Annotated in this window: 22 protein-coding genes and 1 pseudogene; 8 read left to right on the forward strand and 15 right to left on the reverse strand. The window is 57.8% G+C overall.

What is annotated here, in order from left to right:
* Positions 1-240: 240 nt before the first annotated feature.
* The 5 genes and pseudogenes from V7730_RS03580 to V7730_RS03600 all read left to right on the forward strand — a co-directional run bounded on the left by V7730_RS03580 (position 241) and on the right by V7730_RS03600 (position 5,466).
* Entirely contained in the window at positions 241-2,607 is a 2,367-nt protein-coding gene (locus V7730_RS03580) for a TonB-dependent receptor (RefSeq protein WP_335746221.1), read from the forward strand.
* A gap of 102 nt (positions 2,608-2,709) precedes the next feature.
* A complete protein-coding gene (locus V7730_RS03585; RefSeq protein ID WP_443070182.1) occupies positions 2,710-3,336 on the forward strand; it encodes a Fe2+-dependent dioxygenase in 627 nt (208 codons plus the stop codon).
* Between the two features lies 1 nt (position 3,337).
* Positions 3,338-4,189 (forward strand): tonB-system energizer ExbB, encoded by an 852-nt coding sequence (exbB, locus tag V7730_RS03590; RefSeq protein ID WP_335746222.1) that lies wholly within the window; start codon positions 3,338-3,340, stop codon positions 4,187-4,189.
* A 3-nt stretch (positions 4,190-4,192) separates the two neighbouring features.
* A pseudogene (gene exbD, locus V7730_RS03595) lies at positions 4,193-4,654 on the forward strand (TonB system transport protein ExbD).
* Entirely contained in the window at positions 4,651-5,466 is an 816-nt protein-coding gene (locus tag V7730_RS03600) for a TonB family protein (protein ID WP_335746223.1), read from the forward strand. Before exbD ends, V7730_RS03600 begins: the two are co-directional and overlap by 4 nt.
* On the opposite strand, the gene V7730_RS03605 is transcribed toward V7730_RS03600, so the two are convergent.
* The 3 genes from V7730_RS03605 to V7730_RS03615 form a co-directional block, all read right to left on the reverse strand.
* Positions 5,447-5,899: an alpha-hydroxy acid oxidase gene (locus tag V7730_RS03605; protein WP_335746224.1), complete on the reverse strand. Its 453-nt coding sequence runs from the start codon at positions 5,897-5,899 to the stop codon at positions 5,447-5,449. The genes V7730_RS03600 and V7730_RS03605 overlap by 20 nt on opposite strands.
* A complete protein-coding gene (locus V7730_RS03610) occupies positions 5,878-6,525 on the reverse strand; it encodes an alpha-hydroxy acid oxidase (RefSeq protein WP_335746225.1) in 648 nt (215 codons plus the stop codon). Before V7730_RS03610 ends, V7730_RS03605 begins: the two co-directional genes overlap by 22 nt.
* A 165-nt stretch (positions 6,526-6,690) precedes the next feature.
* On the reverse strand, positions 6,691-7,692 hold the full coding sequence (locus V7730_RS03615) for an aldo/keto reductase (RefSeq protein ID WP_335746226.1): 1,002 nt from the start codon (positions 7,690-7,692) through the stop codon (positions 6,691-6,693).
* A 170-nt stretch (positions 7,693-7,862) separates the two neighbouring features.
* Between V7730_RS03615 and V7730_RS03620 the strand changes: the two genes are divergently transcribed.
* The gene (locus V7730_RS03620; protein ID WP_335746227.1) at positions 7,863-8,837 is read left to right on the forward strand and encodes a quinone oxidoreductase family protein; all 975 of its coding nucleotides are present in this window, start codon (positions 7,863-7,865) and stop codon (positions 8,835-8,837) included.
* Between the two features lie 40 nt (positions 8,838-8,877).
* Here V7730_RS03620 and V7730_RS03625 read toward each other — a convergent pair whose 3' ends face one another.
* The 10 genes from V7730_RS03625 to V7730_RS03670 all read right to left on the reverse strand — a co-directional run bounded on the left by V7730_RS03625 (position 8,878) and on the right by V7730_RS03670 (position 19,117).
* A complete protein-coding gene (locus V7730_RS03625; RefSeq protein ID WP_335746228.1) occupies positions 8,878-9,774 on the reverse strand; it encodes a DMT family transporter in 897 nt (298 codons plus the stop codon).
* A gap of 112 nt (positions 9,775-9,886) precedes the next feature.
* Complete coding sequence (locus tag V7730_RS03630; RefSeq protein WP_335746229.1) at positions 9,887-11,128, reverse strand: saccharopine dehydrogenase family protein; 1,242 nt, start codon at positions 11,126-11,128, stop codon at positions 9,887-9,889.
* Positions 11,129-11,179: 51 nt separating this feature from the next.
* Complete coding sequence (locus V7730_RS03635; protein WP_335746230.1) at positions 11,180-12,274, reverse strand: carboxynorspermidine decarboxylase; 1,095 nt, start codon at positions 12,272-12,274, stop codon at positions 11,180-11,182.
* A 120-nt stretch (positions 12,275-12,394) separates the two neighbouring features.
* Entirely contained in the window at positions 12,395-14,635 is a 2,241-nt protein-coding gene (gene ptsP / locus V7730_RS03640; protein WP_335746231.1) for a phosphoenolpyruvate--protein phosphotransferase, read from the reverse strand.
* Positions 14,636-14,813: 178 nt separating this feature from the next.
* Complete coding sequence (locus V7730_RS03645) at positions 14,814-16,052, reverse strand: aspartate kinase (RefSeq protein ID WP_335746232.1); 1,239 nt, start codon at positions 16,050-16,052, stop codon at positions 14,814-14,816.
* Between the two features lie 77 nt (positions 16,053-16,129).
* The gene (locus tag V7730_RS03650; protein ID WP_335746233.1) at positions 16,130-16,774 is read right to left on the reverse strand and encodes an SDR family NAD(P)-dependent oxidoreductase; all 645 of its coding nucleotides are present in this window, start codon (positions 16,772-16,774) and stop codon (positions 16,130-16,132) included.
* Positions 16,775-16,791: 17 nt separating this feature from the next.
* Positions 16,792-17,196 (reverse strand): DUF1178 family protein, encoded by a 405-nt coding sequence (locus tag V7730_RS03655; protein WP_335746234.1) that lies wholly within the window; start codon positions 17,194-17,196, stop codon positions 16,792-16,794.
* A gap of 58 nt (positions 17,197-17,254) precedes the next feature.
* A complete protein-coding gene (locus tag V7730_RS03660; RefSeq protein WP_335746235.1) occupies positions 17,255-17,725 on the reverse strand; it encodes an NUDIX hydrolase in 471 nt (156 codons plus the stop codon).
* A gap of 100 nt (positions 17,726-17,825) precedes the next feature.
* The gene (locus tag V7730_RS03665; protein ID WP_335746236.1) at positions 17,826-18,587 is read right to left on the reverse strand and encodes an EcsC family protein; all 762 of its coding nucleotides are present in this window, start codon (positions 18,585-18,587) and stop codon (positions 17,826-17,828) included.
* 44 nt (positions 18,588-18,631) lie between these two features.
* A complete protein-coding gene (locus V7730_RS03670; protein ID WP_335746237.1) occupies positions 18,632-19,117 on the reverse strand; it encodes a GNAT family N-acetyltransferase in 486 nt (161 codons plus the stop codon).
* Between the two features lie 86 nt (positions 19,118-19,203).
* On the opposite strand from V7730_RS03670, the gene V7730_RS03675 reads away from it, so the two are divergent.
* The gene (locus V7730_RS03675) at positions 19,204-19,809 is read left to right on the forward strand and encodes a flavin reductase family protein (protein ID WP_335746238.1); all 606 of its coding nucleotides are present in this window, start codon (positions 19,204-19,206) and stop codon (positions 19,807-19,809) included.
* A gap of 6 nt (positions 19,810-19,815) precedes the next feature.
* Here the strand turns inward: V7730_RS03675 and V7730_RS03680 are convergent, their stop codons facing one another.
* On the reverse strand, positions 19,816-20,388 hold the full coding sequence (locus tag V7730_RS03680) for a TetR/AcrR family transcriptional regulator (protein ID WP_335746239.1): 573 nt from the start codon (positions 20,386-20,388) through the stop codon (positions 19,816-19,818).
* Between the two features lie 101 nt (positions 20,389-20,489).
* Between V7730_RS03680 and V7730_RS03685 the strand changes: the two genes are divergently transcribed.
* Positions 20,490-21,059, forward strand: a complete 570-nt coding sequence (locus V7730_RS03685) for a carboxymuconolactone decarboxylase family protein (RefSeq protein ID WP_335746240.1) — start codon at positions 20,490-20,492, stop codon at positions 21,057-21,059.
* Positions 21,060-21,128: 69 nt separating this feature from the next.
* Here the strand turns inward: V7730_RS03685 and V7730_RS03690 are convergent, their stop codons facing one another.
* On the reverse strand, positions 21,129-22,805 hold the full coding sequence (locus V7730_RS03690; protein WP_335746309.1) for a SulP family inorganic anion transporter: 1,677 nt from the start codon (positions 22,803-22,805) through the stop codon (positions 21,129-21,131).
* Positions 22,806-22,913 lie beyond the last annotated feature (108 nt).

Consider the following 22,913-nt stretch of genomic DNA (forward strand, 5'->3'; position numbering starts at 1 on the left):
TGCGCGCCCTCCCTATAGATATTTGCTGGTGACTTTCCGCGCCCGAAGCCCCTACAAGCATCGGCAGATGAATACTTGACAAAATAAGTGGGATTTATATTCCCCATAATCAAGGTAGCCAATCGCCCGCGACATAGCCCCCGAAAATTCCGAAAAACGGAAGCCCTCGAGGGACAAATGACTCACTTCAGAACACAAAAATCACTACGAAACCGGAACGCTCGCAATAGCATCGGGTTGATGACAGCCGCAGCAATTTGCACGTCGGCGCCAGGCGGATTGTACGCACAAACGGCAACCGATCCGCTGCTATTGCCAGGGATCGAGGTAGAGACCTCCGAACCCGTAGCTGCCGCACCTAAATCAAAGCCCGTGCAAAAGCAGCGCGCCCGCAAAGCGGCGCCGATGCGCAAAGCCACCCCCTTGCGAACGGCACCTGCCCCCGTTGCCGAAGTTGCCCCCGCCGCGCCAAGCGGGCCGGTCGCAGGACAGGACGGGCTTTCACCCTTCGCCAACCCCGAGGCAGGATACGATGCCGTACGGTCCGGCAATTCACTTTTAACGCAGCCTTTAATTGATACGCCGCGCACGGTTACGGCCGTGACGCAAGAAGTGCTGCGCGACAAAAACGCAACTTCCGTCCGTGAGCTTGCGCGCACGACACCTGGCATCGCGCTGGGCACTGGCGAAGGTGGCAACGCGTTTGGTGACGTCCTGTTTATTCGCGGCTTCCGGTCCTCGAACGATGTGTTCATCCACGGCATGCGCGATTCAGGTGTGGCTGTGCGAGAGGCCTTTATGGCCGAACAGATCGAAATCACCAAAGGCCCCTCCGGCTCAATCGGCGGGCGTTCCACCACAGGCGGCGCGGTCAATCTGGTGACGAAAAAGGCGCAAGACACCGACTACATCAAAAGCGCCACGACATTCGGCACTGCCGATCTTGCTCGTCAGGAGCTGGATTGGAACAAGGTCTTGAATGACCGTTTCAAAACCCGCATCGGGTCCGTCGCGCAAAGCAGCGGTGTTGCCGGTCGCGACAACAGCAAGGACAACCGCCTGGGCCTCTCACTTGCAGCTGAATTCAAGGCGACCGAAAAGCTGACATTCGACATCGAAGCCTATCGGCTGGAGATGAAGCAGATGCCTGACTGGGGCGTGCCGTGGGATGGCACCAACAACGTTCCCTTCACGGAAAGTGGTGCTGGCCGCCCAACGCTCGACCAGTCAACATTTTACGGCGATACCAACCGTGACTTTCAGGATGCCACGCAGAGCGTAGCCACTGTCGGCGCGACCTATGAAATAGCACCCGGCGTGACATTCACCAACCGCACACGGGTCAACAAGACCAAGAATGACTATATCGTGTCAGCGCCCGAACGGCCCGACACCAGCGATGCCGATCCACTCAACTGGACGCTGAGCGCGTCCCCCAAAAGCCGCTATCAGGTCAACGATGTGATGGCCAACACGAGCGAGCTTTCCTTTGGCTTCGATACCGGCTCAGCCCGGCATGACTTTGTCGCCAGGTTAGCCCTGTCACGCGAAGAGGTCAGTCAGCGAGGCTATGTTAGCTTGTCCTCGGAAGTAGGTGGAGGGACCGCGACCGAAAGGCTCGCCGGGTGTTCCATTTCGATTTATGCGCCAGATACCAGCGGCTGTGCGACCGCCACACCTGTACGAAGTGCGGATGCGACCCTGACCGAAGTCACGACCAAGTCGCTGTATCTGAATGACACGATCACGTTCAATCCACAGTGGGAACTGAACCTTGGCGCGCGGGTGGATGATTACAGCATCAGCCGCACCAACACCGCTGAAGGGTCCACGACACTGACCCGCGACGATGTGATGTTCAACTGGAACGCCGGCCTTGTCTGGAAACCCCGCGACAACGGCTCGGTCTACCTGTCCTATGCCACATCCAGCAATCCGGTCGGTGATGAACTGGATGCCGGTGGCGGCAGCTATAACGGGCTGGACACCGCAAACGCTATTCTGGCGCCAGAAGAAAACGTTGCTTTTGAGCTTGGCACAAAATGGCAGTTTGGCAGCCTGACCGCTACGGCCGCTATCTTTCAAACCCAAAAGGATCATGCACGCGAAAGCACTGGCGGACGCGGTCAACCTGCCGTGACAACTGACACAGGCAAGTATCGCGTGCGCGGGGTCGAGCTGGGCTTTCGCGGTAAAGTTACTGAAAAAATCAGTGTCTTCGGTGGTGTGACCTGGATGGACAGCGAAGTGCTGAACAGCAGCAACTCCGACAACATCGGCCAAGAGTTCGCCAACATCGCGCATGAGCAGTTCAACCTGTTGGCACGCTATGACCACAATGAAAAGTGGAGTTTTGGCGGGCAGGCAACATGGCGCGGCAGCGTTCAGGGCGGCACGTTTGCGGCAACCACTGGCAACACATTGCCCAGCTACTGGCGCTTTGATTTGATGGCCGACTATCACGTGAACGACGATACAACCGTCAACTTCCACATCGATAACGTGCTGGACGAAGCCTACTACGATGCGCTGTACCGTTCAGGCATGCCGTTCGCCTACACGGCTCCGGGGCGGTCTGCCTCAATCTCAGTCAGCATGAAATTCTAACAGCGTGGTGGGCGGCTTTTGCTGCCCACCAACCACACCTGAAAGGACAAGACATGTTGGTCTGTGTCGAAGATATTTTATCGCCGCAACAGGTGTCCAGCATTGCTGGACACTGCCGCTTGGAATGACGGGCGCAGCACCGCAGGCGCGCAATCAGCGCAAACCAAGCGCAACCAGCAAATCCCGCTGGACAGCCCTATCCTGCCAGAGCTGCAATCGTTTATCCTGCAGCGTCTAACGGCGCATCCGATGTGGATGTCTGCCGCACTGCCGCTGCATATCTTGCCACCGATGTTCAACCGCTATGCGCAGGCTGAAACCTTCGGCGTGCACGTGGACAACGCCATTCGCGTCAATCCGCAAACCGGCCAGCGTTTGCGCACTGATTTGTCCTGCACCATATTCCTGAACGATCCCGAAGACTATGATGGCGGCGAACTTCTGATCGAAGACAACTACGGCACACAATCTGTGAAGTTGCCTGCCGGACACTGCGTTTTGCACCCGTCAACCTCGCTGCATCAGGTCACGCCGGTGACCAGGGGCACCCGCACCGCATCGTTTTTCTGGGTCCAGTCGATGATCCGCGACGCAGGCCAGCGTGAAATCCTGTTCGATCTGGATCAGTCGATCCAAGACCTTTCCTCAACAGCCGGTTTGAATGATCCGACTGCTGTCCGCCTGACAGGCATTTACCACAACCTTATCCGGCAATGGGCAGAGACGTGATATGACACACCACCGCCTTCTCCTGACAGAGTTGCTTACCACAGCGCCCGGCTATGCCTTCGCCGATACGGCCTCTGTCAACGTAAGCTTGATCGAGTTCGCTGATAAATGGATCGAGCCGCAGCTGGCCGAGCCGATGATGACCGCAGCACAAAGCGGCGGGCACACGCCGTTGGCGATGTTCATGGCCGCGGATATTGTAGTGAAGTTGGTGATGTTCGGTCTGGCGCTGGCGTCGGTTCTGGGCTGGGCTGTGTGGACTGGCAAGCTGCTGCAAGTCAGCTGGGCGAACGCACGCCTGCGCCGATCCTACAAACGGCTGTCGGAATCCGGCACCGTGCGAAACACAGAGGCGGCGGTTTACTCCGGTCCGGTACGTGTCATGGTGAAGGCCGCCCAAGCCGAAATTGACAGATCTGCTGGCCTGAACAGTAACGGCATCAAAGAACGCGTCGCGTCAGAGCTGTCGCGCATTAAAACAGGTGCAGCCAGAGCCATGCAAACAGGCGCAATGGTCTTGGGCTCCATCGGTTCAACCGCACCCTTCATCGGGCTTTTCGGCACTGTCTGGGGCATCATGAACAGCTTTATCGGGATCCCAGAAAGCGGATCGACCAACCTGTCTGTTGTCGCACCCGGCATCGCCGAGGCGCTGCTGGCAACTGCAATCGGTCTTGTCGCGGCCATTCCGGCGGTGATGCTCTATAACCACATCACACGGCTGGTATCGGGCTACCGCGCGCATATCGGCGATGCGGCCGCATTGGTGGAGCGGTGCCTGTCACGTGATCTGGACCGGATCGCCGAGGAACCGCCCGCACAGGCGCATCTGACAAAACTGGCAGCGGATTAAACCATGGCTGTGCGTCTTTCAGACGGGGGCGACGAACTGGCGCCAAACGCTGACATCAACATCACGCCGTTCATCGACGTGATGTTGATACTGTTGATCATTTTCATGGTGGCGGCACCGCTGTCGACCGTTGATGTAAACGTCGAATTGCCCGTGGCCACCGGCGCACCAACTTAGCGACCTGATAATCCGGTGTTCGTCACGGTCCATCAGGACCTAAGCCTGAGGGTCGGCGAAGAGCCGGTATCGCTTGGCGATCTGAACATGCGCCTTGGCATCGCAACGCAGTTGAAGCTCGATACTCGGATATACATCAACGCGGACCGCTCTGTGCCTTACGGCGAAGAGATGGCGGTCATGAACCGGATGCGCGGGGAAGGATATCTGAAAATAGGGCTCGTCGGCCTTGAAGATCAAGGCGGGCAAAGCGATCCAGCTGCAACACCCATGGATAAGCCGGAATGAGCTTTGCCTATCAACGCAAGTCCAGCATTGGCCTTCTGCTTGGCGCGGGTCTTAGCATCGGCCTGCACGGTACTTTGGCCGCAGCTTGGTTGACCCAAGCAGAAGCGACAGAGACACCCGTCGAGGCGGACATTCAAGGGCGCGAACTGATTGATCTGGCTGAAATCGAGATGATCATGGCCGCCCCTGAAACCGATTTGCCCGATGGTGCCCCCGCCCAAGACAGTCAGGCGACGTTGGAAAGCCCGGCCGAGCGTGAAGAGGCGAAAGCCTCAAATGATCCGATGTTGGCGCAGATCCCGCAGACCCCTGACGACCCCGAGTTGCGCTTCAAAATCGCCAACCCCGATCAAGAGGTGAATTCTGACAAAGAAGCGACAGAAGTGCCCACTGAAATTCAGGAAGACACCGCAACCGAAAACGCGCCTCAAAGCACGGCTTCTGCACCGCAGGCGAACGCGGGGCAAGACGAGCAAGATCAGAGCGCGGCAAAAGAACAGGGTCTCACAGACGCAGAGCGGGTCGAGATTACGGATTGGCAAAAATCGCTGGTGCTGGCGCTGAACGCGGGCAAAGACTACCCTCGCCGCGCCCGCGAGGCCCGCGCAGAAGGGACCGTGACTGTGGCGTGCAGTCTGGACAAATGCGGGGCGATCCAGGCGCGCCGCGTGTCAGAGACATCGGGCTGGCCGGTGTTGGTTCAGGCCGCTCTTGGCATTTTTGACAGGCTGGAAAAACTGCCCCGCCCGCCCGCAGCTTTGGGCGCAGGGCCTTTCGATTTGGCAATTCCGATCAGCTACCGGTTCCGGTAAACTCAGTCAGCATATCATCCGTGATATCTGCGATCGTCGCACAACCGCAGAGCGCCATTGTCACCTCAATCTCGTCGCGCAGTCGGCGCAGCACTTGACTGGCGCCACGCGCGCCATCAACAGCCATTCCGTGCATGACCGGACGCCCGACCAGAACCGCTTCGGCACCCAGCGCAAGCGCTTTGAAAATATCACTGCCCCGCCGGATACCACCGTCAACAAAAATAGAGGCGGCACCGTCCACCGCGTGCACAATTTCTGCCAGCCGGGTGATGGGGGCAGGCGTTGTGTCCAGCACACGCCCTCCGTGATTTGGCACGGTGATACCCGCGACACCCGCTTTCACCAGCCGAACAGCATCTTGCGCCCGCAAGCATCCTTTGACCACGACAGGAACAGGGCTGTCCGAAATCAAGCGTTCCAGATCACCCACTTGGGCGCAAACACCATCATACCATCAAAGACCACGCTTTGGCCGGTCTCAAGCTGTGACCTTGGCGGTTGTGGCAAGGCATCCAGCATCACCGGCCTTATGTCCCCGCTTAACTCAAATCCCGCAGCAACTTCGCGGTCGCGTAACCCGTTGATTGGGGCGTCTAGCGTCACGACCAGCGCGCTTGCGCCACACGAAACAGCGCGCGTCACGAGCGACATAGTCGCATCGTGCCCTTCCTGCATGTACAGTTGGAACCAGCGGCGCCCGGGAATCGTGGCTATGTCTTCAGGCTTCACACTGGTCTGGCAGCTCAGCACCATCACCGCGTCTTGCGCGGCGGCGGCCATAGCCATCGCTGTCTCCCCCTGCGGATCAAACAGGCGCTGGAACGCCATCGGAGCAACCATAACCAGATGTACTGCATCAGCGCCCAATATCGTAGTTCGAGTATGACCCTTACCGCAATCGACCAACAGCCTTGGAAAAAGCCCGATCCGTCCGAACGCAGCTCTATTCTCCGTCGCGCTCCGCTCGGCTTCTGCACCGCCTTCCAGATAGGCAAGTACATCAGCAGGCAGTCGCTTTGATGCGGCAATTTCGAAATCGGAAAGCGTGGTGAGCATGGTTAGTAATTGTCCATCGGGGAGTAGATCAAAAGAGGTGCTAACCTCTAGCTACTTAACGGTAATAGACCAGACATGGAAAAGCGATTGCTAACAGCATGCGATCTGATGATCGCCTGTCCGAGTGGCCCCAAACCACCCCTACCGCGTCGCAAGCTCCTGCGTTCAACAGTATTTCTCGGGACCGATCCACTGCACATTTGAGTACCGATCTCCATGCGCCCATCCGACTGGCAGTATCTTTTCTATCTCCGCCAACTCTTCCACCGTCAATTGTCGGCTTGCCCCCTCCAACAGCTGTGAGAAATGCTGGACCGAGCGTGTCCCCGGGATCGGGATTACATGATCACCCTGCGCCAGTACCCACGCAATCGCCAGTCCCGCCGCGGACATATCAAGCTGCTGCGCAAGCGCCTGAAATGGCGCCACAGCGGCGATATTCGCACTGTAGTTTGGCTCCATAAAGCGCGGATTGTTTGCCAGAAACGGCAGTGCTTGCGCTGCCGCATAGGTCATCGGTGTGTCGGTTAGGAATGAACGTCCGACTGGCGAGAAAGCCACCATCGCCACTCCCAGCTCCGCACAGGTCTGGACCAGACCCAATTCAGGCTGGCGCGTAGACAGAGAGTATTCAGATTGCACCGCCGCGACAGGGTGTACCGCATGGGCGCGCCGCAGCGACGTAGGCGCGATTTCGGAAAAGCCAATGGCCTTCGTCTTGCCTTCTTTAACGAGGGCACCCAACGTTTCCACCAATTCTTCAATTGGAACAGACGCATCTCGGCGGTGCACATAGTAGAGATCAACTGCTTCGACACCGAGCCTCTTAAGGCTGCCTTCCAGCTCCGTCCGCAAATGCGCAGCAGAGTTTTTGAAGATATTGCCCGCCCCGTCTGGATTGCGGGTAATGCCACCCTTGGTCGCGATCTTGAAGTGCTCTTTGGACTGCGGATGGACCTTGAGATAGCTGCCGATCACGGTTTCTGACGTACCCATTCCGTAGACATTTGCCGTGTCTATGTGAGACACGCCCGCCTCTCTTGCCGCATCAAGGATCGCATGGCTTTCGGCCTCGTTTGTGTGGCCGTAAAAGCTGGAGAACGACATCGCCCCGATTCCTAGTGGATGGACAAGGGGGCCGTTCTGGCCAAGCCGACATAGTTTCATGGTGGGTTTCCTGATGCTTTTGGTTCGAGGAAGTGTCTGATCACTAGCACTATCTCAACGCTCGCACGCAATGTCTATGTTGAGGACACCGAACGATCCGCCTTGCAACTATCTGTTGGACATCCTTTCAGATTTTCATTCATGGTTGCAAAAATCTGGAGGAACAGGAAATGGCACTTACAGCAATCATCGAATCGCATGGCGGACCAGAGCAATTCAAGCTGGTTGATAGGGACGTCGGCGCGCCCGGTAAGGGCGAGGTCCGCATCGCCCATAAGGCCGTTGGCCTGAATTTCATCGACGTTTACCAGCGCACGGGTCTCTACCCGATGGACCTGCCGCATGCGATGGGCATGGAAGCCGCAGGCGTGATCGAAGCCGTGGGCGAAGGCGTCACACATCTCAAGGTCGGCGACCGCGCGGCCTATGCCTCCCAGCCCCCGGGAGCCTATGCAGAGGCGCGGGTTATGCCCGCAGCGCAAGTTTGCCCCCTGCCCGACGGCATCTCGTTCGAGGAAGGGGCCGCGATGATGCTTAAGGGCATGACGGTTGAATATCTGTTCCACCGCACCTCCCCCCTGAAGGCAGGCGATACGGTGCTGTTTCACGCGGCTGCCGGTGGTGTTGGGCTGCTGGCCTGCCAGTGGGCGCGTTCTGAGGGGATCACCTTGATCGGCACTGCCGGCACGGATGAGAAATGCCAGCTCGCGCGCGATCACGGCGCCAGCCATTGCATCAACTACCGCACCGAGGATTGGGTGGCACAGGTGCGCGACCTGACTGATGGCAAGGGCGTTGATGTGGTTATGGATGCAGTGGGCAAGGACACATTTGAGGGGTCGTTAGATTCGCTCAAACCGCTTGGGATGATGATGTCTTTCGGCAATGCCTCTGGTCCGGTGCCACCGTTTGATGTGGGAATATTGGGCAAGAAGGGATCGCTCAAGATCACGCGCCCGACCCTGTTCACCCATATCAGCGACCACGCGACCTGTCAGGCGATGGCCAAGCATCTGGGTGAAAAAGTGTTATCCGGTGACGTAAAAATCAGCATCGGCCAACGCTTTGCCCTACGCGATGTCGCAAGAGCGCATGAGGCGCTGGAAGCACGCAAGACCACAGGCTGCACAGTTCTTACAATCTGAACAAATACGGCAGCGGGGTGACCTGCTGCCGTTCCCTGCCCTATGGCGGAAGCACCTTTGCGCGACGGCGCACGCTGATCAACAGGCCCACCGTCAGCAGCACAAGCGCTGCAATACTGATCGGGCTCAGGTTCTCTCCCAGAATGAGCGCGCCCAGAATGCCGCCACCACCCGGTACAGCTGCCAGGATTGACGACGTGTTGCCATTGCCAATGGTGCGCGAGGCATGTGCGATGAACAAAAGCCCGATCAAGTTGGGCACAAACCCCTGATAGACCGCTTGCAGCAGCAACGGCCCCGTCGGCGCATCGGCCAGACCGGATGGTAGCCAAAGCGCCCAAACGGGCAAATACAGTACCGCATTCACAACTGTCCCGCAAAAGATGATCTGCATGGCGCCCAGCTGCCAACGCTCTGACAAAATGACGTAGAAAGAGAAAAACACAGCGCCCACGACAAACAGTAGGTCCCCAACCCACGCAAGCTCGCTGCGCGTCACCGTACCATCCCAAGCCAGCACCACAGCCGAGATCAGGATCAGTGCTGCTCCAAAAAGCTGTCGGGGCGACGGTGACGCGCGAAACAGCGTCAGCCCGATCAGGATACCCACCAGCGGGAGGATCCCGTTCATGAAGATGCCCCCATGTGCAGCAGGGGCAAACAAAAAGCCAGAAAAGACGCTGAGGATATACACAGGCCCCAGAATGAACGAGACGACCGCAATCTGCTTCAGCTTCATCCCACGCCAAGGTTTGTAGTACATGCACAAAGGCACCGCGATGATCGAGGCAAGACCGTAGCGCATCGCCGCCAGATCATAGATCGTTAGGCCACTGTCCGCCGCTACTCGGCTGACAATCAGCCAGAAGGACCAGACAAAAACAATCGTCCAAGCGGCGAGATAGCCGGTCAGTTGTGAAGGGGATCCGGTGGTCATTGTTGATGCGCCATTTTCTTAGACACGAGAAAAAGATCCCGAACCAAAGGAGTAGGAGGTCCCCCCTGCCATGACAAGAGGGACCTCCGATCCTAAAGCCGTGCAGAGGCGCTTAGGCCTCGTTCCACGCCCGGTCGCCGTTCGCATCTTTGACGCGGGTCGGCAGACCGATGGTGTCGAGCAGGGTGAAAAGCGGCTTTGGATCCAGCTCTTCGACGTTCATCATCTTACCGTGGTCGTAGGCGCCTTGCGCAACCAGCATCGCCATCGCCACAGGCGGCACACCAGCAGTATAGGAAATGCCCTGGCTACCCACCTCGTTATAGGCGTCCTTGTGATCGGCGACGTTGTAGACAAACACCTCAACCTCTTCGCCGTCCTTCACCCCTTTGACCAGATCGCCGATGCAGGTCTTGCCGGTGTAGTTAGGGGCGAGGCTGGATGGATCAGGCAGAACTGCCTTCACCAGTTTGAGCGGCACAACCTCAAGCCCTTCGGCGGTCACCACTGGTTGCTCTGACAGCAGACCAAGGTTCTGCAGCACGGTAAACACGTTGATGTAGTGATCGCCAAAGCCCATCCAGAACCGGATATCGGCCTCCGGATAGTTCGCCGCCAGCGAATGCACCTCATCATGGCCGGACATATAGGCTTTTTTCTTGCCCACGACGGGCAGGTCCCATTCGCGGCCCACTTCAAACATCTTGTTCTCTTGCCACGCGCCTTGCTGCCAGCTGTACACGGTGCCGGTAAATTCGCGGAAGTTGATTTCGGGGTCAAAGTTGGTCGAGAAATACTTGCCGTGGTTGCCCGCGTTGATGTCCACGATGTCGATCGAGGTGACCTCGTCCATGAACTCATCCACTGCAAAACGCGCAAAGGCGTTGACCATGCCAGGATCAAAGCCCGCGCCAAGGATCGCCGTTACGCCGGCCTCCTCGCAAGCCTTCCGACGCTTCCATTCGTAGTTGCCGTACCACGGTGGCGTCTCGCAAATCTTCGCCGGATCTTCGTGGATCGCTGTGTCGATGTAAGCGGCACCGGTCTGGATGCAGGCCTCAAGCACAGTCATGTTCACAAAAGGCGAACCTACGTTGATCACAATCTGCGCGCCGAGTTTATTGATCAGCGCGGCAACAGCGTCCGTATCCATGCCGTCCACGGCATGGGCCTCGAACACGCCCTCTTGTTTCATCGTGGACTTATCATGAACGCTTTGAATGATCGCGTCGCATTTGGAGAATGTCCGGCTTGCGATATGCAGATCGCCTAACACATCGTTATTTTGTGCACATTTATGCGCGACAACCTGAGCGACGCCACCAGCGCCAATGATAAGAACATTGCGTTTCATGTATCCAAGAGACCTCGTTTGTTTGTTTGGTTTTCAGGGTTAGTAAAATATTCAGGACAGGGCGGCCACGAAATCGTCATAGCCGAATTCGCGCACCAACCGCGTGGAGCCATCGAGTTCACGGATGGCAATGCTTGGCATTTTCACCCCGTTGAACCAGTTTTTCTTGACCATTGTATAGCCGGCCGCGTCCTGAAAAGACAGCCGGTCGCCAGCTTTGAGCGGTGCATCAAAGCGAAACTCACCAAAGATATCGCCGGCAAGGCAAGACTTGCCGCAGATCATCCACTCGTGCTCACCCGCGTCAGGCGATACCTTTGCCGGCTCGCGGTAGATCAGCAAATCCAGCATATGCGCCTCGATCGAGCTGTCGACGATGGCGAGGTTCTTACCGTTGAACATGGTGTCCAGCACGGTCACCTCAAGCGTCGCAGCACCCGTGATCGCCGCCTCGCCCGGCTCCAGATAGACCTGCACATCAAAACGCTGCGAGAATGCCTTGAGCCGCCCGGCAAGCTTTTCCAGCGGATAATCCGCGCCGGTAAAATGGATGCCACCGCCCAGACTGATCCAGTCCATCTGCTGGATAATCGCGCCAAAGCGCTCTTCGATCAGGGTCAACATCTCGTCAAAGCGGGCGAAATCGTCATTTTCGCAATTATTGTGGAACATCAGACCGCTGATCTTGTCCGCCACTGCCGCAATCGTTTCCGGATCATGCTCCCCCAGACGGCTGAAAGGCCGCGCAGGATCGGCCAAATCGAATTCCGACGTAGACACACCGGGATTGACCCGCAGGCCGCGGATGTGACCCGCAGAGGCCGCCTCAAACTTGGTTAACTGACCGATGGAGTTGAAGATGATCTTGTTGGAGCAGGCCAGCACTTCGTCGATCTCATGCTCGGCGTAGGCGACTGAATATGCATGTGCCTCGCCTTCGAACTTCTCATGGCCTAACCGCACCTCATACAGCGAGGACGATGTGGAGCCGTCCATATACTGCGCCATCAGATCGAATACCGACCACGTGGCAAAACACTTCAACGCCAACAGCGATTTCGCGCCAGATGCCTCACGTAGCCACGCGATTTTCTCAAGGTTGGCCAAGAGGTTTGTTTTGTCGATCAGATAATAGGGTGTTTGCACTGCACTGTCTCACACTGGGGTTGGCCGACTGAGCCTATACTTAGGTCAATGCCCGATAAATCAGCCGCAACGCGGGTCGCCACGCCTTAGCGTGCAAATCCGCGCTTCGAAAGCCCTTCGTCAGTATTGCGCGCGTAAATATTCCATTACTGCGCCGCGCACCGACATATCTCCACGCGTGCGCGCCTGTTCGATCACTTCGCGCACCTCGCCGAGATGGCAGCGCCGCAGCAGGCTTTTCACCGGACCGATGGAGGCTGGCCGCATGGAAAGCGTCTGCATCCCGATCGCGGCAAAGCACAGCGCCTCGACGGGGCGGCCTGCATCCTCACCACAGAACGACAGCGGGGTGTTGGTGGCCTCACAGCGCTTAACGATCCCCTCAAGGAAGGTCAGAAAGCTGACGTTGAGCGTGTCATAACGTTTGCGCACACGCTCGTTCTCGCGGTCGGCGGCAAAGAAGAACTGCTTAAGATCGTTGCCCCCGATCGACAGGAACCCGACTTCTTCGAAAAACTTGTCGGGTGCGAAGGCAAGGCTGGGGGTTTCCAGCATGGCGCCCACTTCGATGGAGGACGGCAGCTTATGCCCCAGCTTCTCCTCGCGGGCGAGCGTTTTGTCCACTTCAGCGCGCGCGGCGCGATATTCTTCAAACTGGGCAACAAAGGGGAACATCACTGTCAACGGGCCGCCATCGGCCGCCCGCATCAAGGCCTGCAACTGCATCCGCATGATCCCGGGCTTGTCCAAGCCGACACGAATCGCGCGCCACCCAAGCGCCGGGTTCGGCTCGTCGTTGGGCTTCATGTAGGGCAGCACCTTATCCGATCCGATATCAAGCGTGCGAAACACAACCCGCTTACCGTGTGCCGCATCCAGCACACGTTTGTAGAGAACACTCAGTTCCGACCGGCGCGGCATCTGATTGCGCACCAGAAATTGCAGCTCGGTTCGGAACAGGCCCACGCCTTCGGCACCGGAGCTACCCAATGAGGGAAGGTCGGCCATCAAGCCTGCATTCATGTGGAGCCCAATAATGTTCCCGCATTTCGTCTCAGCCGGTTTATCGCGAATAGAGGCGTAGCGCTCTTGCGCGGCGGCCTGCATCGCGATCTTGTCGCGAAAGGCTGCGGCCACGCTATCATCGGGGCGCAAGTGAACCACACCCTGTTCACCATCCACCATCACGTGATCGCCATTCAGCGCCTCGTTGGTGATACGGCCAGCATGCACGATCAACGGAATCGCCAGCGCGCGTGCGACAATGGCCGCATGGCTCCCGACGGAGCCTTGCTCAAGCACGATACCACGCAGGCTGCGACCGTACTCAAGCAGTTCCGCAGGACCGATGTTGCGCGCCACGAGGATCGGATCAGGCGGCAACTCAGCGCCGGTGTCCGATCCCTGCCCCGTCAAAATGCGCAGCAATCTGTTGGAAAGATCGTCCAGATCGCTCAGGCGCTCGCGCATATAGCTGTCACTTGATTGCCCGATCCGCGAGCGCGCCAGCGATTGCTCTTTCTCGACCGCAGCTTCGGCAGAGAGACCTTGGGTGATATCGGCAAGCATCCGCTTCATCCAACTTTTGGAATTGGCGAACATGCGGTACGTCTCGATTACTTCTTGCTGATCCTTGTCGCCCCGCGACATGGTCAGCATCTGATCCACGCTCAAACGCAGGGTGTCGACGGCCTCAGTCAGACGCTGCGCTTCGCGTTCAGGGTCATCAGCGATCGGATTGGAAACGACGACCCGCGGTTCGTGCAGCCAGATATGCCCCTCAGCCACGCCTTCTTGCGCAACGGTACCGCGCAAAAGAACGGGTTGACTGTGGCGGGCCGACATGGCCGCCCCCTCGCCCACAAAGGCGCCCAGTTCTGTCATCTCGGCCAGGACCATAGCAACTACTTCGAGCGCGTAGACCTCGTCTGTGTTGAATTCGCGCGCGGTTTTGGACTGCACGACCAACACGCCAAGGGTATCGCCAAGGCGCTGGATTGGCACACCTAGAAAGCTTGAATAAATCTCTTCGCCGGTTTCAGGCATATAGCGGAAACCGCGCGCCTGCGGGGCATCAGGTGTGTTCACGACACGCCGCTGCTTTGCGACCCGTCCGACCAGTCCCTCGCCCATCTTCATGCGCGTCTGGTGCACGGCGTCTTTGTTCAGACCTTCGGTCGCGCAAAGCTCAAGCGTGTCTTCATCCCGCAACAGATAGATCGAGCAAACCTGACAGCCCATCGAGCTTGCAATCAGGTGCGTAATTTTATCAAGCCGAGCCTGTCCGGCGTCATCCCCCGCCATGGCGTCACGCAGACGCCCCAGCAGCTTGCGGCTGTCGCTTTCTGTACGTTCTGGCATGATGTCCCTAGTCTTTGCTTGGCCTCACCATAGCGCCTGCCTGCTCCGATGGGGAGAGGAAATGCGCCTATAGCGCGAAGTCGCCTCTCCTTTGCCCAATCATCGAGCACTGGGTGAACAATACCGGCCATCCATCTGAAATAAGATGGAAACTCGAACCATATATCAGTTGACCGCCTTAGGCAGCCTTGTCCAATTCGAACGCATCATGCAGCGCCTGCACGGCCAGTTCCATATATTTGCGATCGATCAGAACGCTGATTTTGATCTCGGAGGTTGTGATGACTTTGATGTTGATCCCCTCATCCGAGAGAACCTTGAACATCTTGGCGGCAACACCCGTATGGCTACGCATCCCGATGCCCACAACAGACACCTTGGCAACGCCCTCATCCACGATCAGTTCATCGTAGTTAATGACACCATCCTGCGCGGCTTTTTGCATCGCGATGTCGGCGCGCTTAACCTGATCCACAGGGCAGGACCACGTCATATCCGTCCGGCCCTCTTCGGCGATGTTCTGAACGATCATGTCAACGTTCACGCCACCTTCGCTGAGCGCGGTAAAGATCGTGGCCGCAATACCCGGACGGTCCGCGACCGATACCAACGTCATCTTGGCTTCATCACGGCTGAACGCCACGCCCGCTACCACATTGCTTTCCATGATTTCCTCCTCAGCGCAAACGAGCGTACCAGCATCGTCGCTTTGTTCTTCAAAACTCGACAGCACGCGCAGCTTAACCTTATAGCGCATTGCCAATTCAACGGACCGTGTCTGCAACACCTTCGCCCCAAGGCTCGCCAGCTCCAGCATCTCTTCGAACGAGATTTTGTCGAGCTTGCGCGCTTTCGCCTCAACGCGAGGGTCGGTAGTGTAAACGCCGTCCACATCCGTGTAGATATCACACCGTTCAGCATTGAACGCGGCCGCAAACGCCACCGCCGTGGTGTCAGAGCCGCCGCGACCAAGGGTGGTGATCCGACCTTCAGGACTTACGCCCTGAAAACCTGCCACGACCGCAACCCGCATACCATCAGCAAATTTCGCTGTGATGTTTTCGGGCGGGATTTCTTCGATCCGCGCAGAGGCATGGGCAGAGGTCGTTTTGACCGGCACTTGCCAGCCTTGCCAACTGCGCGCCGGTACGTCCATTTCCTGCAACGTAAGCGCCATCAGCCCCGCTGTCACGTTCTCTCCGCTTGAGACAACCGCATCGTATTCGCGCGCGTCATAAAGGGCCGACGTCTCATTGACCCAGCCGACCAGCTCGTTGGTCTTCCCCGACATGGCAGAGACAATGACAATCACGTCATAGCCCTTGGCCACTTCCACGCCTACGCGTTTTGCCGCGCGGCGGATACGGTCCAGTGTGGCAACCGAGGTACCACCGAATTTCATCACCAATACAGGCATCAGACCCTCACTGTTGTCATTCCGCGATGGCTTTACGCGAGCGGAGGGTCAGGTGCAAGATCACTAGGCGCAAGCCGTTAGTAGGGATGCGTGCGACCGTCCCATGTCTCGAAGCAACCTGTGGTGTCCAGACTTAGCGCTGCAAACCGCGCAGTAAGCCCTGCCACCGCTTCATCCACAGTGATCGCAGCTGTAGATCCACCCATATCCGTCTGCACCCAGCCGGGGTGGTAAATGCCCACCGCAATGCCTTCGGATTTGAGGTCAGTCGCCAGATTGCGTCCCAGATTGAGGACCGCAGCCTTTGACGCGCGGTAGATATAGCTGCCACCGGGCGCCAGTTCAGACGAGGCCATCTGCGAAGAGATGATCGCGATGCGCGGGTTACGCGCACGCCGAAGATGCGGCAGCAGTGCCTGAATGCTCAGAAATACACCCGTGACATTGGTGGCAAAGCTTTGCGCCCAGATATCCACGCCATACCCCTTATCCAGATCAGCGCCCTTGTCCAGATAGACGCCCGCATTGCAGACCAACAGCTCAACCGCTTGATCACCCAGCTTCTCAGCCATCTCGGTTTGGCTAGAGGGTTGGGTGACATCCAGCGTGATATCAGCAGTGACAGAGCGTCCGGTCCCCATCACGTCTACGCCCTGATCGCGGTAGTAGGCTGCAAGTCCTGCACCAATGCCTCGGCTTGCGCCTGTAATCACAACTGTCATCTATCAATCCTCGAGGATTATTGCATTTTCTGTTTCGACTTAAACGGCAGCGGCATCACAGGCACGCCGTCGTCAAGAAGCGCCCGCGCCTCGTCCAGGCTCGTTTCGCCGTAGATCGAGATTTCAGGCGCCAACCCTTCGTGCATATCGCGGGCCTTTTGCGCAAACTCTCCGCCTACATAGGTCGCGTTCTTCTCAACCTCGTTGCGCATCTTTGCTATTAGTTCAGCCTGTTTGTCTTGTTTCGCAGGCTCTGATGCGGCGTTAACCCGTGGCGCCATAAGCGCCTTTTTTACTTCACCGCTGCCACACATCGCGCAGGTGACATGCCCGCTTTTTACCAACGCATCGAACGCAGAGGCCGACTGGAACCAGCTTTCAAATTCATGGCCCTCCCGACATTTCAGCGCATAGCGGATCATTGGTCTATTCCTAAATGTAGCTGCAGTGCATCACGATGTGGCATCACAACCCCACAGGTCAAGCTTGCTTTGCCTCTTGCGGAGGCGAAAAGCCGATAATCAGCTCTGCCAGCTCCCTGTGTGGCACCATTTTGGCCGCCTTCTTGCGCGAAACCCATTTTCGACGGCGATCTTTCACTTCGGGAAACTTCTTTTTCAGCGATTTCACCTTGATGGGGTAGAGCATGGCAAGACAGGGAAATACTTCTTCCTCATCGCGCATACGCGCGTAGGAATAGACGCCGATACACGTATCGCTCGCGGCACCTACAACGCCCGCTTCTTCCCAAGCCTCAACCGCCGCACATTGAGCAGGCGTTTTACCGTCCATCGGCCAGCCCTTCGGCACGATCCAGCGCTTGCGCCGCCTAGAGGTGATGAGGAGGACCTGCACTTTGCCCCGCCGAACGCGCCAACACAGCGCGGCGAACTGCGTGCGCGCGCTGCTCTTTGCGCCTCCATGGAGCGAGATCGGCAGTTGTGTAACCATATTTCGCCTATGACGCTCCAAAAACCGGTTGGCAAGAGCATTTAGACGCAAAATATCGGCGGCACCCGCCGCCCGCGATTGATGCCCGCGGCACAGGCACTTAGGCCACGGTCAGCGCGCGCATCTTAACAACGAGTCGCTTGTTAAGTTCTTCAGGCGCGACATCCACCTCAATCGCCAGTTTGCGCAGGCCGAAATGCACATGCGCCATGTCTTGATAATAGCTGGTGTAGGCGTAATTCGTTGCAGCCCCTGCGACAGCGCCCAAGATAGGCACAGTCTGCGCCGCCAGCTTTTGCCCCATCACCACCGCCAGACGCGGCGCGACCTTGTGGATGATCGTTTGAACTGCCTTGCCCGACAGCGCAATCCGCGCGGTGAGGAACGCAAGGTCAGACCCGTCATCATCTGACAGCGGCCCAGCAGCCGAAAACACCTGAACGCAATCAAAGCGAACTGATTCCAGCTCCGGGTCAAAGCCATGTTCTACCGCGACGCCCTCGATCACGCGCAGCAGCAGCGTGGTCGTCACCGGCAGCTCTGCCAAGGCGGTCGGTAACCCGCCTGCCCCGCCAACTGCGCCCATAGCCGCCGACACCGCCGAGTTCAGCCATGACGCCTGATCCGGCACATGGCCACGGCTTTTGTGGGCCGCACTCATCGCGTGATCCAGCGCGCGCACGGTCGCGCCCTCAAGCTGCTTGCGCACGCTTGCCGGCAACCGGTCCAACAGGTTTTCAGCCTGTCCGCCAATCAGATTGAGGACATTGATCCCGACCCCGCCAGCCGCCTTGTAGCGGCGCGCGATCTTCTCAAGTTCGGCTTCCACGTCTATCGTCGCAGGTAGCTGGGTTTTTGGCATCGGAATCTCCTTTGCCGTCAATGTGGGCAAGGTGGTGGAGTTTTTCAACGCACGCGCGTGACCTCACCCGCAATTCCATCCCACGCGCCATCGCTTAGGGCACGCCCCAACACACGGTCGGGATTGGTGGGCGGCGGCATGATCACATGGTCCAAACGCTCAAACCCGTAGCGACCATAATAGGGCGCATCGCCAACCAGCATCACACGGTCCCAGCCTTGCGGGCCTGCCAGCTCTAACGAGGTTTCGATCAACAACGCGCCCAAACCTTCGCCCTGACGGGTCGGGTGCACCGCTACGGGCCCCAGCAGCAACGAAGCGTGGCCTCCGACCGAAACAGGCCAAAACCGGATCGCGCCCGCCAAAATACGCAACTCATCGCGCGCCACAAGGCTAAGGCCAGAGACAGGCGGCACACCCTCGCGCAAGCGGTAAGACGACAACGCAGTGCGCCCCGGCGCAAAGCACGTGTCATAGAGTGCTTCTACCTCCCAAAGGTCGTCTGTATTTTCGGCGGCAAGCTCGTACAACTTAGGCGCTCCGGAGTTTTCTACTGGTCAGCCGCCTATCACGGCGTTAGCTCTGTGTTCAATCACAACAGAAAGTCTTGCGCAAAATGTTCTATCGTCCCGCCGAAGGTCACGGCCTGCCACATAATCCATTCAACGCCATCGTAACGCCACGGCCCATCGGTTGGATTTCGACCCGTGATGCACTGGGCCGTGACAACATCGCGCCCTATTCATTCTTCAACGGCGTGGCTTATGTGCCGCCACAGGTGATGTTCGCCTCAACCGGCGTGAAAGACGATGTGGACGGAACCAAAGATTCGATGGCGAACATCCGCGAAACAGGCGTGTTTTGCGTGAACATCGTGGAATACGCCGCGCGCGACTCCATGAACGCCTCCTCGGCCACCCTGCCCCACGGCACGGATGAATTCGCCCACGCTGGTATCGAAAAAGCCGATTGCGAAGCGATCAATGCTCCGCGCGTCGGCAATGCCCCCGCAGCGCTTGAGTGTAAGATGACCCAGATCGTCCAGATTGAGGGCGCGTCGAATTTCGTCTGTTTTGGTGAGGTCATCGGCGTGCACCTGCGCGACGATTGCGTGGTCGACGGCCGCTTTGACGTGACGCGCTATGTGCCGCTTAGCCGCCTTGGCTACCGCGATTATACCGCCGTGCGCGAAGTGTTCGAGATCATCCGCCCCGACGATTGATAAACCTTACCGTAGGCGATCAAGATCATCCGCCATGGCCTGTGCAAGGGCCGTGGCGTCGACATCAGCGCGCTCTGCCATGATGCGCAAGCCCACCAAATCCGATTGATATCTCTGCGCCAACAGTTTTGGGTCTAAGTCAGCTGCAATGTCGCCCGCCGTCTGTGCAGCCGCAAACAGAGCGGCAAATCGCGATTCCATCTGGCTCAGCCGCTCTGCCGCCTTTGCGCCCAACTCATTTTTTGTACCCAGAAATTCCACATAGGTCTTGGCCAGCATACAGGCCCGCGTCTGGCCCGCCCCCGACACGACAACCATCGGCTGCCGTTTGAGTGCGCCCAGCGCCCCGAATTCCGCCGCCAGCGCGTCCAGTCGCGCCGACCCGTCACGGGCATAGCGATCCATCGCCAAACCATACAGTGCATCCTTGGACCCGAAGGCGGCATAGAAGCTGCCCGGTTTGATCTTCAGAACACGCTCAAGATCTTTCATGGATGTCCCTGCCCAGCCCTGCTGCCAAAACAGGTCCCTTGCGGCATCAATCAAAGCTTCGCGGTCATAATCAGGTTTACGGGCCATAGATCACCATTAGTTGAACGGTCACTCAACTATATACTTGAATGATCGATCAAGAAAGCCTAATTCGGAATCATCTTAAAAATTTCCAAAGGAAGTGACCCATGACCGATTTCCCATCACACGACATCGACAGCGCACCAGAAGGCTCCAAGCCCCTGCTTGAAAAATCCCAAGCCGCGTTTGGCCGCCTGCCCGGTCTGCACAAGGTAATGGCGGAAAGCCCCCAAATGCTGGAAGGCTACCAGATCCTGCACAAACTGTTCACCGAGACAGACTTTGACGCTGACGAACTGACCGTTGTCTGGCAGGCGATCAACGTCGAGCATGAGTGCCACTACTGTGTGCCCGCGCACTCCGGCATCGCAAAGATGATGAAAGTTGATGACGCGATCACTCAGGCGCTGCGCAACGAGACGCCCCTGCCTTCCGAAAAACTGGAAGCACTGCGCACCTTTACTCTGCGCATGGTTCGTGGTCGCGGCAACGTAGACGATGCCCAAATGGCCGAGTTCTTTGCCGCAGGCTATGGCCACCGTGCGGTTCTGGACGTGATCCTTGGCATTGCCCAAAAAACCATGTCCAACTACGTGAACCACGTTGCGGAAACGCCACTGGATGATGCGGTTAAACCGCTGGCATGGACCCCCAGCGAAACGCCGCTGAAGGTCTGATATTTTTACAAAAGAAAAGCCCCGCCAACTGGTCAGTTGGCGGGGCTTTTCTTGTGTCTTTCGGTAGGCTTAGTGGGCGCCAAGGATACCAGTGCGCACCTTATAGTCCACTGCGATCTGATAGTCGGGATCATCATCGCTATCGACCACCAAGTGGCCTGCTTTGGTCAACAGCGCGTGGCAATCACGGCTCAGATGGCGCAGCTCGATCCGTTTTCCTGCGTCCTCGTATTTACCAGCAATCGCTTCGATCGCCTGCAGGGCAGATTGGTCCACTACACGGCTGTCGTTAAAGTCCACGATTACCACTGACGGATCATTTCGCACGTCGAAAAGCTCGGAAAAACCTTCGGCAGACCCAAAGAATAACGGCCCTTGTACCTGATAAACCTTAGCCCCTTCAGACGTGACATAGGTCTTGGCATGGATGCGGCGCGCGTTGTTCCACGCATAGGCCAACGCGCTGACGATCACGCCAACAACAACGGCCATCGCGAGGTCTTTGTACACCGTAACAACAGTCACCAGCAGGATCACAAAAGAATCTGTCAGCGGCACTTTGCGCAGGATGGTAAGCGAATTCCATGCGAACGTGCCGATCACCACCATGAACATCACGCCCACAAGAGCGGCCAGCGGGATCAGCTCGATCAGCGGCGCGGCAACAACGATGAACAACAGCAAACAGACCGCTGCCGCGATCCCCGCGACGCGCGTGCGGCCACCAGATTTCACGTTGATCATCGACTGGCCGATCATCGCACAGCCACCCATGCCACCGAAGAAACCCGTAACAGTGTTTGCAACACCTTGGGCCACGCATTCCTGACTTGCGCCGCCGCGTTTATTGATCATGTCGCCCACAAGGTTCAGCGTCAGCAAGCTTTCGATCAGGCCAATGGCCGCGAGGATCACGGCATAAGGCGCGATGATGTACAGCGTCTCAAGGTTCATTGGCGCAAGGGCCGTTCCATAAATCCCCTCACCGGTGCCGAACGGATTGTGGAAGCTTGGCAGACCGCCCTGAATAGAAGCCAGATCACCCACGCGTGGCACTTCCATGCCTGTGAAGATGACCACAGCAGCCACAATGCCAATCCCGGCTAGCGGTGCTGGAATAACCTTTGTGATGCGCGGCATGACCCAAATAATCGCCATCGTGGCCGCAACCAGCGCCAACATCAGGACCATCGGCATACCAGAGAGCCACTCTCCTCCGCCAAGCCCGTGACCGGTTTCAACCATCGACCCCGGGACCTTGAACTGGCCCATTTGCGCCAGAAAAATAACGATCGCGAGGCCGTTCACAAAGCCCAGCATCACCGGATGCGGCACCAACCGGATGAACTTGCCCCATTGCATGACGCCTGCAAAAATCTGCAAAAGACCCATTAGGACGACGGTCGCGAATAGATATTCAACGCCGTGCTGCGCCACAAGTGCCACCATCACAACCGCCAAAGCGCCCGTCGCGCCCGAAATCATGCCCGGACGCCCGCCAATCAACGCGGTGATTAGCCCGACAATGAACGCGGCATAAAGGCCGACCAATGGGTGAACACCGGCCACAAAAGCAAAGGCTACGGCCTCGGGCACCAGCGCCAAGGCCACGGTCAGGCCGGACAAAAGCTCGATGCGCATGCGTGATACGGAAAAGCCGTGCTCGCCCATCCAGCGTAGATCGGTCATGTCCATGTTTTTCGGCGACAGGTTCTGGGTAAAGCTGCGGAAGATACTACGCGCCATGATCTCTCCTGAGATGTAGGGGAATGGGATGTGTTGCGCAGCACCTAGACCATAGCGCACCAAAAGAAAACCCGCAGTCAGGGCGGTCATCGGCATGTTACGAACGGT

The sequence above is a fragment of the Sulfitobacter sp. genome (assembly GCF_036961165.1).
GTDB lineage: Bacteria > Pseudomonadota > Alphaproteobacteria > Rhodobacterales > Rhodobacteraceae > Sulfitobacter.